This is a genomic window from Lederbergia wuyishanensis, assembly GCF_022900255.1.
In the GTDB taxonomy this organism is placed as follows: domain Bacteria; phylum Bacillota; class Bacilli; order Bacillales; family Bacillaceae_C; genus Lederbergia; species Lederbergia wuyishanensis.
Window position 1 is genome coordinate 147,906 of record NZ_JALIRM010000013.1, and the last position, 14,737, is coordinate 162,642.

Annotated in this window: 18 protein-coding genes; 9 read left to right on the plus strand and 9 right to left on the minus strand. The window is 34.7% G+C overall.

The features are described 5' to 3' along the window. Positions 1–109 precede the first annotated feature (109 nt). Together MT489_RS17720 and MT489_RS17725 are read left to right on the plus strand one after the other, a co-directional pair. Positions 110–490, plus strand: a complete 381-nt coding sequence (locus tag MT489_RS17720) for a VOC family protein (protein WP_244682902.1) — start codon at positions 110–112, stop codon at positions 488–490. 30 nt (positions 491–520) lie between these two features. After that, positions 521–964, plus strand: a complete 444-nt coding sequence (locus tag MT489_RS17725; protein WP_244682903.1) for a GyrI-like domain-containing protein — start codon at positions 521–523, stop codon at positions 962–964. A gap of 35 nt (positions 965–999) precedes the next feature. Here MT489_RS17725 and htpG read toward each other — a convergent pair whose 3' ends face one another. After that, positions 1,000–2,880 carry a molecular chaperone HtpG gene (htpG, locus tag MT489_RS17730; RefSeq protein ID WP_244682904.1) on the minus strand — a complete coding sequence of 627 codons (1,881 nt, stop codon included), beginning with the start codon at positions 2,878–2,880 and terminating at the stop codon, positions 1,000–1,002. Positions 2,881–3,072: 192 nt separating this feature from the next. Beyond that, positions 3,073–3,681, minus strand: a complete 609-nt coding sequence (locus MT489_RS17735) for a hypothetical protein (protein WP_244682905.1) — start codon at positions 3,679–3,681, stop codon at positions 3,073–3,075. Between the two features lie 283 nt (positions 3,682–3,964). On the opposite strand from MT489_RS17735, the gene MT489_RS17740 reads away from it, so the two are divergent. Next, entirely contained in the window at positions 3,965–4,594 is a 630-nt protein-coding gene (locus MT489_RS17740; RefSeq protein WP_244682906.1) for a hypothetical protein, read from the plus strand. Between the two features lie 88 nt (positions 4,595–4,682). Here the strand turns inward: MT489_RS17740 and MT489_RS17745 are convergent, their stop codons facing one another. From MT489_RS17745 to MT489_RS17760, 4 genes are all read right to left on the minus strand, one after another. Continuing rightward, positions 4,683–5,417 carry a sulfite exporter TauE/SafE family protein gene (locus tag MT489_RS17745; RefSeq protein ID WP_244682907.1) on the minus strand — a complete coding sequence of 245 codons (735 nt, stop codon included), beginning with the start codon at positions 5,415–5,417 and terminating at the stop codon, positions 4,683–4,685. Positions 5,418–5,611: 194 nt separating this feature from the next. Then, positions 5,612–6,139 carry a hypoxanthine phosphoribosyltransferase gene (hpt, locus tag MT489_RS17750; protein WP_244682908.1) on the minus strand — a complete coding sequence of 176 codons (528 nt, stop codon included), beginning with the start codon at positions 6,137–6,139 and terminating at the stop codon, positions 5,612–5,614. 9 nt (positions 6,140–6,148) lie between these two features. Then, entirely contained in the window at positions 6,149–7,180 is a 1,032-nt protein-coding gene (locus MT489_RS17755; RefSeq protein WP_244682909.1) for an alpha/beta hydrolase, read from the minus strand. A gap of 35 nt (positions 7,181–7,215) precedes the next feature. Continuing rightward, positions 7,216–7,869 (minus strand): TetR/AcrR family transcriptional regulator, encoded by a 654-nt coding sequence (locus MT489_RS17760; protein ID WP_244682910.1) that lies wholly within the window; start codon positions 7,867–7,869, stop codon positions 7,216–7,218. Positions 7,870–7,940: 71 nt separating this feature from the next. On the opposite strand from MT489_RS17760, the gene MT489_RS17765 reads away from it, so the two are divergent. From MT489_RS17765 to MT489_RS17775, 3 genes are read left to right on the plus strand one after another with little or no spacing between them, the layout of a single operon-like run. After that, positions 7,941–8,207, plus strand: coding sequence for a FeoA family protein (locus MT489_RS17765; protein WP_307416043.1), 267 nt, complete (start codon positions 7,941–7,943; stop codon positions 8,205–8,207). After that, positions 8,195–10,204, plus strand: a complete 2,010-nt coding sequence (feoB, locus tag MT489_RS17770; RefSeq protein WP_244682957.1) for a ferrous iron transport protein B — start codon at positions 8,195–8,197, stop codon at positions 10,202–10,204. Before MT489_RS17765 ends, feoB begins: the two co-directional genes overlap by 13 nt. Positions 10,205–10,224: 20 nt before the next feature. Next, positions 10,225–10,395 (plus strand): FeoB-associated Cys-rich membrane protein, encoded by a 171-nt coding sequence (locus MT489_RS17775; RefSeq protein WP_244682911.1) that lies wholly within the window; start codon positions 10,225–10,227, stop codon positions 10,393–10,395. Between the two features lie 30 nt (positions 10,396–10,425). On the opposite strand, the gene MT489_RS17780 is transcribed toward MT489_RS17775, so the two are convergent. Beyond that, positions 10,426–11,652 (minus strand): MFS transporter, encoded by a 1,227-nt coding sequence (locus tag MT489_RS17780; RefSeq protein WP_244682912.1) that lies wholly within the window; start codon positions 11,650–11,652, stop codon positions 10,426–10,428. A 179-nt stretch (positions 11,653–11,831) separates the two neighbouring features. Between MT489_RS17780 and MT489_RS17785 the strand changes: the two genes are divergently transcribed. From MT489_RS17785 to MT489_RS17795, 3 genes are read left to right on the plus strand one after another with little or no spacing between them, the layout of a single operon-like run. Further along, a complete protein-coding gene (locus MT489_RS17785; RefSeq protein ID WP_244682913.1) occupies positions 11,832–12,470 on the plus strand; it encodes a GyrI-like domain-containing protein in 639 nt (212 codons plus the stop codon). A gap of 4 nt (positions 12,471–12,474) precedes the next feature. Then, complete coding sequence (locus MT489_RS17790; protein WP_244682914.1) at positions 12,475–12,849, plus strand: VOC family protein; 375 nt, start codon at positions 12,475–12,477, stop codon at positions 12,847–12,849. A 30-nt stretch (positions 12,850–12,879) separates the two neighbouring features. Continuing rightward, the gene (locus MT489_RS17795) at positions 12,880–13,305 is read left to right on the plus strand and encodes a pentapeptide repeat-containing protein (RefSeq protein ID WP_244682915.1); all 426 of its coding nucleotides are present in this window, start codon (positions 12,880–12,882) and stop codon (positions 13,303–13,305) included. Positions 13,306–13,469: 164 nt separating this feature from the next. Here MT489_RS17795 and MT489_RS17800 read toward each other — a convergent pair whose 3' ends face one another. Both MT489_RS17800 and MT489_RS17805 read right to left on the minus strand, forming a co-directional pair. Then, positions 13,470–14,138 carry a YdeI/OmpD-associated family protein gene (locus tag MT489_RS17800; protein WP_244682916.1) on the minus strand — a complete coding sequence of 223 codons (669 nt, stop codon included), beginning with the start codon at positions 14,136–14,138 and terminating at the stop codon, positions 13,470–13,472. Between the two features lie 47 nt (positions 14,139–14,185). Then, the gene (locus tag MT489_RS17805) at positions 14,186–14,599 is read right to left on the minus strand and encodes a DUF1801 domain-containing protein (RefSeq protein WP_244682917.1); all 414 of its coding nucleotides are present in this window, start codon (positions 14,597–14,599) and stop codon (positions 14,186–14,188) included. Positions 14,600–14,737: the final 138 nt, after the last annotated feature.

Here is a 14,737-nt window from a genome sequence, read left to right on the forward strand (position 1 = left end):
AATGTTGACTATTTTAAGGAATTTTAATTTACAGTAGGACTACGGAGGAAATTTTATACCATATATCGAATCATTCTGTAATACAAACCTAGTCAATGGAGGCTTTTTCATGTCTGTAAATCTTAAAAGCAACATTAAGCACTTCTCTGCCATCTTCTTTGTATCTAACCGTAAGAAAGTAATGGATTATTATAGCAAATTAGGGTTTTGGTGTGATTATGAAATGGGATTCGTTGAGCGTGATGGACTTATGCTCATTTTCCACGAAAGTGAAAACCCAAAATCTATCATTCCCAATTCACCTTTACACGGAAAAGAGGCTTTACATATATTTGCTATGGTGGAGGGGATTGACGGATTATACGAGGAGTTCATGTCCAAGGGGGCGGTCTTCCATTATACTTTGAAAACGAACCAATACAAAATGAGAGAGTTCGCTATTATAGACCCTCAAGGTTACACAATTGGTTTCGGGGAATTTCTAGATTAATAATCATGATAGAAGGAGGATGGAAAAATAATGAGACATGCAAATGTTGAAGTTATTCAATTAGACGAGAAAAAATTTATCGGAGTACCTGCAACGTCATCGTTTCAAAATATTACAGGCATTGCCGAGGCACGTAACATGTTCATGGATAGAAAAAGCGAAATTGAAGATATTACAGATACGAATACATATACATGTGTACATTTTTCTAACGATGTGTTATTCACTTACGTTTATTGTCTGGAAGTTGAAGAACTAAAATCGATACCTAACGGGATGATTGGATTTACAGTGCCAAGTCATCAATATGCGAAATATCGTTCAAATGGTGATAATCCATACGATGTAATTAGCAGTTATTTAAAAGAAAACGACAAGGTTCTTAATTCAAAAAGTGTTTCTTTAGAAATTTTTCAATTCGGTGAAGAAGAGAATAAGTATAATGCTGATATATACGTTCCAATTACAAGTTAGAAAAGAGCATGGAAATTGCTCCATGCTCCTTGGTGTTAGACCATTACTTTACAAATATCATTTGTGAACTCAACAGGATCTTTAATTGGCAAGCCTTCAATTAGTAGTGCTTGGTTATACAACAGATTTGTATATAGTGATAATTTTTCTTTATCTTTTTCAAACGCATCCTTAAGGGATTGGTAAACTTCATGATGTGTATTGATTTCCAATACTTTTTCAGCCTGAATATTTTGGTTGTCAGGCATGGAATTTAAGATTTTTTCCATTTCAATTGTGACTTCTCCATCTGTCGAGAAACATACAGGATGGGATCTCAATCTTTTTGATGCTCTGACGTCCTTCACTTTATCTGCCAAAATGTTTTTCATTTCATTGAAAAGATCTTTATCGACTTTTTCTTCCGTTTCAGATTTTTCCTCATTATCTGCAGCGTCAATTCCTAAATCACTGCTTGATACGGACTTGAATTCTTTTTCTTTGTAGTTCATCAACATTTTGATAGCGAACTCATCTATATCCTCTGTAAAATACAGAATTTCATAGCCTTTATCTGCTACTAACTCTGTTTGCGGCAGCTTTTCAATTCTCTCATTTGATTCACCAGAAGCATAATATATATACTTTTGATCTTCAGGCATTCTAGCTATATATTCATCCAGCGAGACCAGCTTTTTCTCTTTGGAAGAATAGAATAACAGCAAATCCTGCAATGTTTCCTTATTCATTCCAAAGTCACTGTACACGCCATATTTGAGCTGTCTGCCGAAGGATTCATAGAATGTTACATACTTGTCCCTGTCATTTTTCAAGAGGTTTTGCAATTCGCTTTTAATCTTCTTATTGATATTATTAGCGATTCGCTTCAACTGACGATCATGCTGTAAAATTTCTCTTGAAATATTTAAAGATAGATCCGGTGAATCGACCATACCCTTTACAAAGCTAAAGTAGTCAGGAAGAAGGTCTGCACATTTATTCATGATTAGAACGCCATTTGAATACAACTCTAAGCCTTTTTCATACTCCTTTGAATAGTAATCAAATGGAGTCTTTTCAGGAATATATAGGATGGCATTGTAACGGATGGCTCCGTCAACACTCGTATGGATGTGGGCTAGAGGTTTGTCATAGCCATAATGCTTCTCTGAATAGAAATTCTCATAGTCCTCATCTGTAAGTTCATTTTTATTTTTTCTCCAAATCGGAACCATGCTGTTAACAATCTGTTCTTCTTTAACCTCTTCATATTCATTTTCAGTGCCTTCTTTAAGCTTACTTTCCGTAACATCCATTTTAATCGGATAACGAATAAAGTCAGAGTATTTCTTGATGATAGACTTTAGACCATACTCTTCCAAGTATTCATCATACTGTTCTTCTTCAGTATTTTCTTTGATTTTTAGGGTGATTTCCGTACCGACTGTATCTTTCTCAAATGGCTCGATTGTATATCCGTCGGCACCTGCTGAATGCCATTTGTATGCTTGATCGTTTCCTAATGCTTTACTAATGACTGTAACCTCATCTGCAACCATAAAAGCAGAATAAAAGCCAACACCAAATTGACCAATAATGTCATGGCCATCTTTTATTTCATTTTCTGTTTTAAAAGCAAGAGAACCGCTTTTCGCAATAATTCCGAGATTCGTTTCAAGCTCTTCCTTCGTCATACCGATTCCCGTATCTGATACTTTTAATGTTCTGTTTTCTTTATCAGCCGTTACCTTTATGTAATAACTGTCTTTGTCAAAAGTTAATGAATCGTCCGTAAGTGCTTTGTAATAAATTTTATCAATGGCATCACTGGAATTCGAAATCAACTCTCTAAGAAAAATTTCCTTTTGGGAGTAGATGGAATTGATCATCATCTCCAATAGCCTTTTAGATTCTGCTTGGAATAACTTTTTTTCCATGAAGACTTCTCCTTTCAATCATTTGAAAAATAAGTATTTAGTTCACAACTCTATTTTAGCACTCCTGTACCTAGAGTGCTAATCATACATTTAATAACATAAATAAAAGTCGATTGTCAATATTCATGCTGTATTCAAAATTCCTTTTGACATTAAATTTGATTCTCATCGTAAAATGTATTTACTTACAGCTTAATACTTTCTAATTTTTCTTTTTACCTCATTTTCTATGTATCTATCAATATTAATACCATTTATTTCTCTTATATTCATTCTTGCTTCAATTTCACTTTTCACCTTTTCCTTAATACTATTTAAAAAGTCATGATCCAAATTCCCCGTTTTCTTAAAGGTGTTTTTCATAAAGTTCAGTGAATTCGGATTAGATTTTAATACATTTACTATTTCATCTTTTACCTCATTTATGGTCTGTCGTTTGCGACTTATCGGAACAAAAGCTTTTCTTACTTTCCTGTTGCCATTCCTATCATTACTTATGACTATAGGCTTCCAGCTTTTTCTTCTGAAAAGACTAAGAAATATGGTGAGTATTTTAATGATTGCAAAGCTTACCAATGTAAATATTATAACTGTGAGGAGTGTACTCATTATTGGTGCATAGTTAATAACTTTTTCCATAAATATTTCAGGCTTAGAGAAAAATATTGTAATGAAACTATCACTAATTGAAAAATCAATTATTTTTGAACGGTTGTTCCCTATTAGAAAACCAGCAAAGAAAATAGCACTAGCAAAAAACAACATTTGCAACCTACTTTTGACTTTTTTCTTTGTTAGCAACAAAAAACTCCCCCCTCTATTCCATTTCTTGTAATTATACCAAAATAATACATTTTAAACTAAAAGAATTAAAATCCAAAGCAATTTATTTTTTGGATAACTGAGTAATGAAAGCAGAAGGTCACTAGTAGATACAAAGGATTAAACATAAAATAGAATCTTGTGAATAGGAAATACGTTCATTTCTTGAAGAAAATTGAAGAAATAATACGAATGTATCAAGACAAGTAAATAAGCTCTTTATATCCCTCCTCATAAATTGGTAGCAGGAGGTGATAATTTAATGCAGAACAACAGTAGGCAAGTAGCGAGAGCTGATGCAGTAAAACAGTTTAATCAAGGTGTAAATGAGTTGAATCAAGCTGCAAGTGACTTTTTTAGGATTCCTGTCTTTTTCAGCCATCAAAATCTTTTTACACTCGGTCCTTCTACTCCCCCTTTTTCCAAGGAACAAGAATTTGTTATTCGTATGTTTAGGGAAATAAAAAGAGTTCTTTTATTTCCAAGAACGATACCGAATACAGATCAGTATCCAGATACGACTCTGGAAAATATCCGCAGAGCGGTAAATTCAAGCTACGGAGCTGCAGCTGTCCTTTTAAAACAAACACGACCTACAGATCAAGGAGAACCTTATTCGCCTTTCTTGCAGATTGAACCATCTATGGCGTACCAAAGGGGCCTTCCTTTACTTTTAGTCAAGCAAAGCACCGTTAAGGCGGGTGGGATTTGGGGTGATGCTGGTCCTCTGGCACCTTTTACCCCACTAATCTGGTTTTCTGATACTACTTCAGTTAATGAATTTTTTAATAGCGTTCAATGGCAGGAAGCATTACAAAATTGGGCAGGACAAGTAAGAAGCGGATATTTCATACAAACCGGACCTGTATTTCGTTACAAATGTGAAGAATAGATTCCTAGTCCATACTAATTTATTTAGTAAATAAAGATACTTAAATATTAAAAGTGCCTAGCAATTTCGGCACTTTTATTTTGACTTTTTAAAGAGCATGATCAAGTACAATTTGCACAATAAGAATAAATGTTACTATTCGTAATACCGGCTTAACATATTGTGGTTTTAGTTTTTCTGCAATACGAACTCCTATTTGAGCACCCGTAAGTGAGCCTAAAAGAAGGCACACTGTTAATGGCCATATTATTTTACCTGTAGCAATATAGGAAACGGCCGCTCCGAAGCAACTAGAAAATGTTGCAAGGCGAACAAGACCAACAGCTTGAATATAAGAGATTTTTAAGGAACTAAATAAATAGAACATTAACGTCCCTTGTCCCGGACCAAAAAGACCATCGTATATTCCAATACCATAAAGCCCAGGAATACTAAATTTGTTCATCTTCAAAGGATTTTCACCTGTAAAACCGCCTTTCCCTTTGAATGAAGTAATAAAGGCAAATATTAATAAGATAATAGCAACAATGTACATATTCTCCCCAGATATTTTTGACGCAATATAGCCCCCGCTTAATCCGCCTCCAAGACTGACAGGAATGATCCAGAAGGATTCTTTTAAAGATAATTCTTTCTTTTTATATAAATGCAAGAAGCTCGAAAAGGAACTAATGGTGTTAGATACTTTATTTGCCCCAATCGCTGAGTGGACAGGCATTCCTAAAATCAACATTGCAGGAAAACTGATAAAGCCTCCCCCGCCAGCCAATGTTCCGACAGTTGTTGCAAATATTCCTATCAAAAATAGCGCTATATACTCCATGCTATGCACCTCCTTAGATTCACCTTAAGGATAGTACGGATTAATCGATAAGTAAAATCGATATATTTTATAAAATAACTTAATAAATACTTATGATTAAGTAAAAAATAAATAAGTCAACTTAAAATAGTTGACTTATTTTGCAGATAAATAATTTGAACTATATCTGGACTAGTTAGCAATCTTAGGTAGATTTATACTTCTTTCACTGTTGCAATATAAGGTAAATTCCTATACTTTTCTGCATAATCGATTCCATATCCAACAATGAATTCATCGGGGATAACGAAACCAACGTAATCGACAGGCAAGTCAATCTTTCTTCTCTCAGGTTTGTCTAATAAGGTGCAAATTTTAATCTGCTTTGGTTTATGCATTTTCAAGTGATCACGTAAGAAATGCAGTGTCAGACCGCTATCGATAATATCCTCTACTACAACAACGTTTTGATTCGTAATATTCGCATCTAAATCTTTTAAAAGCCTAACCTTACCTGTAGTTTCAGTCTGATTACTGTAGCTGGAGACGGAGATAAAATCGACTTTAATGTCTCCTTTCATCTCACGGATCAAATCAGCTGCAAATACGAAAGATCCCTTTAATACAACAATTAAAAAAACGGATTCGTGATTAAAGTCTTTTTCAATTTCTTCAGCTAACTCCTGTACTCTTTTTCTGATATCGACATTGGATATCATGACGTCATTGATTTCATAAGCCATCGTATGAACCTACTTTCCCTTACATGTTGTAAGATGTGCTATCAACCTTTGCTCGTTTTCCCGTGCATCATCCAAATGAAAAGCATGGGAGGATTTATCAGACCATAGCAATTGTTTTCCCATAGGAGCATCCAACTGCTCATAATATTTTTGAATCAGTTCTGGCATCACATGCTTTTCTTTACTACCATGAATAAACATTATTGGCATCTGTAGTGAAGGAGCCTCTTTAAAAAAGTCGAAAGTATTTATATCCTCTAACATTTTCTCCGAATAAGAAAGTTTGAAGCCTCTTACAAGTGAATTGTAAATATCTATTAATGAATAGTCTTTCGATCTTAGCATGATTTTCAGACCTGAAAAAAAGGTGGCTGATTTTTTATCTCCAGTTTTATAAAACATTGAATTATATTTAAATTGCCATTTTCGAATAACAGCCCACTGTTTGAATCCTTCTAAATACGGTGGAGCTCCAACAGCTGTTAATTCCTGTATTGCTTTTCGATCATTCTTTTCCTTTGCTGCTTCCATTAACCATTTATAGCTAAGTTTATCATTTTCTACCCAGCTTGTAATTTGCGAAAAGCCTGTATAAGTGTAGTATCTATCCGGATATTGAGAAGCAAGGGACAAGCCTATGACTGTTCCCCAAGAATGAGAGACAAGATGAATTTTTTCTTTCTTAAAACGGCTACGTAAATATTCCGTTACTTCCAGCCCATCACTGATGAATTGTTTAAGATGCATTGTCTCTTTTGGAATATCTTTTGAATATGATTTTCCCGTTCCGCGCTGGTCCCAAAAAACAACAGTGAAATGTTTAATAAGTTCTTTCGTCGTAGTAACTAATGTATAATCGGAACCTCTGCTCGAAACACCAGGCACTGGCATGCTTGGTCCTCCATGGATAAAAAGCAGAACCGGATTGTTGGGATTCTCTGATTGTATTAAAATACTTTGTTTAATCCCACCAATCATAACACTTTCAACTTCGCTAATCCCCGACTCCGAAACCTTAAAATCTTCCCTTAAAAACTTCATATTGCCCCCCCTAATTCCAGCAATGCTTAAATTATTTATTTTTTGATTTTATAGAAGAAAAACTTAACATGATCCTCAAGTAATTTTTCTAATTCTGATGTATCTTGTTGTTCAAATTGTAAAATTTGATATTGAGTAATCATAGAAAAAACAGGATACTGATATTCAATCGCGAGTAACCGGGCAGGAAATTCTTGAATGTACTCTGATTCCATGAATTTGGTAAATACCACTTCGAGGAATTTAATATTTTCTTCATATAAATCATTCGAAATGATGTACCTTGCTTTCGGATGGCTAAATTGTTCGGTACTTAAAATCCGTGATATTTTCGACATCTTCGGATTATCACAAATGAGAGATTTGAACTTTTGCAACCCATGAAGTAAAAACTGTTCAGGAGTCGTTTGTGTCAAGATGTAGTCAATGTCTTTAAGTGGAGGACATACTTTTTTAATCTCTTCTCTATATATTTCAAAAATGCATTCTAACAGCTCATCTTTATTTTTAAAGTGATAATACAATGAACTTTCTTTAATTCCTACTTCTCTTGTTATGTCTCTAATCGACACTGCGCTAAAACTTGATTTCGAAAATAAATCAATAGCGGCATTTAATATTTTTTCTTTTGTTGAAATAGTAATCACCTCTATAACTCGAATTCTAACGAACGTTAGATAGATAGTCAAGAAATTTTTTCCAGTATTTTTTTATTTACAAATGAATATCCTTTTTTTAAAATTATAAATGTGAATTGAGATTGATTATCAATCGCATTGAGGTGAATGTAATGCTTTTATCTGAAATACAGGTAGGAAATAAAGTGCGAATTAATAATACTGATTCAGTAAACGAACTTGTCCGAAGACGCTTATTAGATCTTGGAATAATGGAAGGTTCAATCCTGAAGATAAAGCGTGTACTACCTTTAGGCGGACCGATTACAATCGAAGCAAGAGGACAATTAATAGGTATTCGCCGGAGCGAAGCTAAAAAGATTCGGGTGGAAAGCATATCAATAACATAGCGTTATTTGGCAACCCCAACACTGGGAAAACCTCTTTATTCAATAAATTGACAGGTTCTTATGAATACGTGGGAAACTGGACAGGTGTCACAGTTGAAAAGAAGGTTGGGGTTTTAAAAAGCAAAAACGGAAAATTAATTGATTTACCTGGTGTATATTCTCTCAATCCTCTATCTAAGGATGAAGGAGTTGCCACTCATTTTCTATTATACGATGATGTTTCCACTATTTTAAATATCGTTGACGCTTCCCAGTTGGAACGGAATCTATATTTAACTATACAATTATTAGAATATGGGAAGCCGCTTACCATCGGATTAAATATGGTGGATGTAGCTAAGGCACGAGGTATTGAAATTGATATTAAATTATTATCGGAACGCCTTGGTTGTTTGGTCGTCCCTATCGTCGCCCGGTCTGGAGCAGGGTGTGATGAGTTAGCATCAACTATAGTTGCCACTAGGGAATCACAGACGCCGCTCATGATTCATTACGGAAGAACGATGGAGGAATCTGTTCAGCATATCATTTCATTACTTCCTAAGGAACAAGACTTACCACCAAAAAGATGGTTAGCTCTTCAACTTTTCGAAGGAAACAAGCTTGTTCGTGATCTTTTATTACAATACATTCCCGAATCAATCTTGAATGAATTATACGAAACTACTGAAAACCAAATTCTTGCTGAAACAAAGTCTAAATCGATGGCTCAACATATCCATATGGTTCGGGGAAACTATATTCAATCTCTTCTATTGTGCTGTGTCAACAATACTAAAAAAATAGAAGTTACGATGACGGATCGAATCGATCAAATCGTTACAAATAAAGTACTTGGATTGCCTATTTTTATACTATTTACTTATCTAATATTTAAATTGACCTTTGATTGGGTTGGAACCCCACTTTCAGATGGATTGGATGCATTTATTACCGGTCCGTTAGCGGAAACTCTCAACAATTTACTAGTTTCTGCAGGTGCTACTGAATTTATACGAGCATTAATCTTAGAAGGAATTGTTGCTGGTGTTGGTGGAGTGCTTGTATTTGTGCCACAAATCTTTATGCTCTTCTTTATGATTTCATTCGTTGAGGATTCGGGTTATATGGCTCGTGTTGCAATGGTAATGGATAAGATAATGGAAAGCATCGGGTTAAATGGTAAAGCATTCATTCCTATGATTATTGGTTTTGGCTGCAATGTCCCAGGGATTATGGCTGCTAGAACAATTGAGCAACCGAAAGAACGGCTTCTAACAATCATATTAAATCCATTGATGTCTTGTTCAGCTAGATTGACAGTATATAGTTTGTTTGTAGGTGCATTTTTTAAACAAAATCAAGCTTTAATTGTTCTATCCTTATACTTATTAGGGGTAATACTTGCACTCACATTAGCGAAGATTTTTTCTGCGACAATCTTAAAACAAGAAAGTTCATTTTTTGTAATTGAATTACCACCGTATCGTATTCCACAATTCAAAACTTTATTGCAAAGCACATGGGAAAAAGGAAAAGGATTTGTTCGTAAAGCAGGTACCTTCATTTTTGGTGGTTCTGTTATCATCTGGCTCTTAACGTATGCGGGACCTAGTGGTTTCAATGTTTCGATGGATGAAAGCTTCCTTGCTGTAATTGGCGGAGTGATTGCTCCGATTCTTCACCCGCTCGGATTCGGAAATTGGCAAGCCGGAGCGGCGTTATTAACTGGATTTTTGGCGAAAGAAGTTGTCGTATCGACAATGAACATCATATATGTTGCACCTGACATGCACACTTTACAAGGGGTAATGACGGACTACTTCACACCACTATCTGCCTATAGTTTTCTCGCTTTTATCTTGCTATATGTGCCATGCCTAGCGACAGTCGCCGCTATAAAAAAAGAAACAGGTTCAGCTAAATGGACATGGTTTTCGGTAGGTTATGCTCTAGTCATTGCTTATTTGGTGTCAGTCATTATTTATCAAGGCGGCCATCTATTAGGTTTTCAATAAATAGAAGGAAGGGAAACGAAATGTTCATCAGTATCCTTCTTGGTGTTCTTATTTTCAGTTACGCTATATTTACGATATATAGATTTATAAAGAGAAGTAAAATGGGAAAATGTGCTGGCTGTGAATTAAGTAAAAATTGTGCTGGTTCCTGTTCAACAAGCCCAATAAAAGAAAAAAATCCAATTAACTAGGAATAGTTAGTTGGATTTTTTCATAATCTATTAAGCTCCTACTACATTATCTGAATTGCTTGCAGGCAAACGATAGCTCCCTTTTTTAGGGAAGAAGATGAAGAATAGAGTTCCGATACAGATAATACATCCCATCATCCAGAACAAGAACTGTGGTCCTTGGTAATCTACGACTATTCCTCCTATTACGTTTCCGGCAATCCCCGCAAGTCCTCCGGCAGCAGCAAACATTGTTTGAGCGGTTGCCTTTGCATCTCTTGGAGCCATTAAATTAACAATTTCAATAACAGAGCTAAAGTAAAAGGCAAAAGCTATTCCATCTAGAGCTTGCAAGGATAATACAACACCAACAGGAGGAGCGAAACCCATTATAATATACTTAATTGCGTAAGCTATCGTTCCAAGAATAAGCATCGGAAATAATCCAATTCGACGAATGAGCTTTGCGGATAGCCAGAACAATGGAATCTCGACGACTGCAGCAATCGTAAAATTCCAACCGACTAGATTCACCGGATAATTTAGTTTTTGAAAATAAAGGGATAAATAACTAAAATTCATTGTAACTGTTCCTGAAATTAGCATCGTAATAACAAGGAATAAAATAAAGTATCCATTTCTAAATAGTGCACCTATCCCCTCTTTACCCAGAACTTCGGCTTTTTTAGGTCGTTCCAATTTAGGGAAAGAAAACATGAGTAAGAACATAATGACAGCAAATAATGCGTATGCAATAAAACTATAGTGATAGCCGATAGAATTATATACATATCCAGCAATAACCGTTACGAATGCAAAACCAAGTGCCCCCCATAATCGAACCTGCCCATACGTGAATCCAAAGGATGGACCTTTTTCAACAGCAATTGCATCTACAATAGTTCCAGCTGGTGTATTAATAAAAGAAAAAACAACTGCAGTTATAATCATCGGGATAAACGATTCACTAAAAATATAACCGAACGCCACTATAGCCGATAAAAAGGTGGAAACCTTTAACAACGTCCGATAATCCTTCGCAGCATCGTTAATCAGGCCAAAAACTGGCTGAGCAATTATTCCTGTTAACGATCCTGCCCCAAGAATAACCCCTATCGAAGCTCCATCGAAACCTCTTTCGGATAAAAACAAACTCATAAATGGCATAAAACTTCCCATGGCAAGATATAAAAACAAATAAAACATAGATATTTTTAGCTTCATTGAACACCATCCATTCCGATAACATCCGTATCCGTTTACATATACGAATTTCATTTAGAACTCTCTTTTATAAACAAGTAGAAGAAATTTTTAAAAAATAAAGGACTTTCTTGTCACAGTAAAGAAATCAAATATGGGTGAAACTCACACTTAGCCATTATATCCTCATCTATGACTATTTTACCACTTTTATAATCTGTGATATTACAAGAATTTTTTTAAGGAGAAAGTATATGACGCAACTTAAACCTAAAACTCTTAAGACGCACGATCATCGAAAAATCTACCGAGATATTTATCAACTAAAGCCTGACAAAACAGTTATTCAATTACTCCCAGAACTAAAATACGTATCACAAAGTATGATTACATCCTATCATATGAATTGGGACGGACGACCTGAGCCGATAGATGAAAAATGGATTGCTTGGAAAGTAGTCAACCAAATCAAACAGATAACGAAAAAGGAACTTGAATACAAATTTAAGCTAATGCCTCCAGAAATTATTTGGCATCGAGCAGCCGACAATAAAAAATGGATCGTTGACCAAATGATGTTAGTGGCTGACTGTGTAACAGACGAAATGTTCGAAAGGGCGATGGAACGAGTCAAGAAGAATTTACGTGTTAAGGAACTCCCTACCATTACTTTTAAGAAAACTAATCCTACTTTATGTGCACAAAGACTTCATGTCGGCCATTACAAACATGCAAAAGAAACACTTCAAAAAATAAAAGAGGACTTAGAGGCGGAAGGATACCAAGTAAACGGAGCCCACCGAGAAATTTATTTATATCCAGCCATGGACTGTTATCCTCCCGAAAAGTGCAAAACGATCGTAAGTGTGGAGATTGAAAAGAGGAGTAATTAAAGAAATGATTGAAAAAATTTTATATAATACTGTACCTGTTAAAGATATATCAAAATCTATTAAATGGTACACCGAAGTTTTAGGTTTTCAATTTGTCTGGCATAGTGAAGAAGAAAAGCTCGCTCAAGTAAACTTGCCATCTGGACAAATGCTTTTTCTATCTGAAATAAACGATGATACAAATGCTAATTTTACTAAAAATGGTGTAATAAGAAGTGTTGTAGGCTTTCAAGCTAAAAATATTGAACAGTTTTATGATCATCTAAAAGCTCACGGTGTACGAGTCGAGAAAATTGTTCATGATGAAATAGGAGGCTTTAAATTTTTGGACTTCTTTGACCCTAACGGAAACATGTTTAATGTTGAATGCGATGCCTAAAAATAAACTAGAATAAAAGGAATGATTTCAATGAATCTCCAAAATCAAAAACAAGAATTGAATATGGCTGACATTTCTGCTTCTACTTTTACTTGCGTACTTGGTCATAAACTCTATTTCGAAAATGTTGATTTATCTGATACAAAAATAGTTAATGCCAATTTAAGTCGATTAATGATAAATGATGCTAACTTAAGTGATGTTGAAATCGATGGAGCCCAGCTAGGGGGAGCTTATATTCATAATATAGGTCTACCACTCGAGGGGCATCCGAATTATGAACCTAACGCCAAACAAAGACCGCTTAAGTTTGAAAATTGTAACCTAAATGACAGCACGATCACTGATTGTAACTTAGAAAACGTTGAGATTAGCATGTGTAATATAAAAGGAATGAAAATTAATGGGATTAGTGTTGAGGAAATGCTTAAAGTATATTCGGAATCAAAAGTGTGATGGTCGGAATCGATTCGCTCTTACATTAGTTTAGAGTAATTGTTATACGAGAAAAAAACACCTTATACAAGAGTAATATTCTGATAGATACAATTCTCAAGGATCGAAATCCATTGGACCACCTTTTTACTGTCCAATGGATTCTTTTATTAATTGATATTTAGTTATTGTTCCCTTCGATATAAATCCCTACTCTTGTACCCTGCGGCTAGAATTGTTTTCATTTCTTCGCGTCGCTTATTTTTAGTTGCTTCTTGTTTCGCACTATACACATGCCGAGCCCAATCTTTTTGGTATCCTGGAGTGAGAGACTGATAAAAAGCTAGTAAATTCGGGGTATCTTGTAAATCCTTTTCTACTGCTGGAATCATTTCAATATAATCATCAACTAACTGACTCTCTTTTGTAGATGTTTTATTTTTGCTTTTGCCATCCTCTTTCAGACCGACAACTGTAAAAACATCATCCAAACCTAACATTCGAGAAAATTTTACATTGCTTGTTCCAACAAAACCATTTTCGTCCACTCCAATATTAGGAAATATTTCGTCTCTATGGATGAAAGTTGGATATACTTTATTTCCTTTTTTAGGGTAAGCCAAAAAGATATAGCCATTTTTGTTTAAATAATTGTTTTCAATTACTTCGTAAATAAGCTTTTTGAAAGATTCCATATCGAGCACAAATGCAAAGATTAAATCATACTTACTTCCTTTAAGTTCGGTATCATAATTAGCTAGTTCTTTTAAGTAATCCGTGGCTTCAGGTACATTTAGTACTGCTACTTTTTCATACTTTTTTAAATTTAGTTTTTCTACGATTGTTTTAGTCAACTTCTGCCACCTATGTTTCCCATATTATATTCCATATATGATTACTTCTAAAACGTTGCATCTATCCACTTATTTACTGCCTCTACAAGTTTGTCTTTCTTTTCCTTCACATCATTCATATCCGTAAATTTTACAATAGCTCTGTCACTGGAAACCCATTCCAATAATTCTGTTGTATCATCAACCAAAGATCTTTCCAAGTGGTTTTCTTTCGCTTTTGCACCGCAATGAAAAACCAACCTAAAAAAACCTTTGCCATGAAGATTAAAGGTCACCCTATCTTCATTCTTATAGCAGAAACTAGGGGCATTCCATTTTATATGTTCGGTAATTTGTTCATTAGCACTTAAAATAATAATTCGAACTTCGTCTATTTCTTTTTTTAATGGATGCTTTAGATTTATCATAAATTCAGCTACTTGTTCAGAACCAGAAATTCGATTAGTTTTCTTATTAGTCATACCAGTTCATCATCCTTTTGAAGAGACTTGAAACCATGTTTTCACATCGCTTTCTTACAGGTATCATATTTTATTGAAATTCATGAAACTCCTCCCTTACTCTCACTTACATCATCTCTACAAAACAAGAATGTGTTT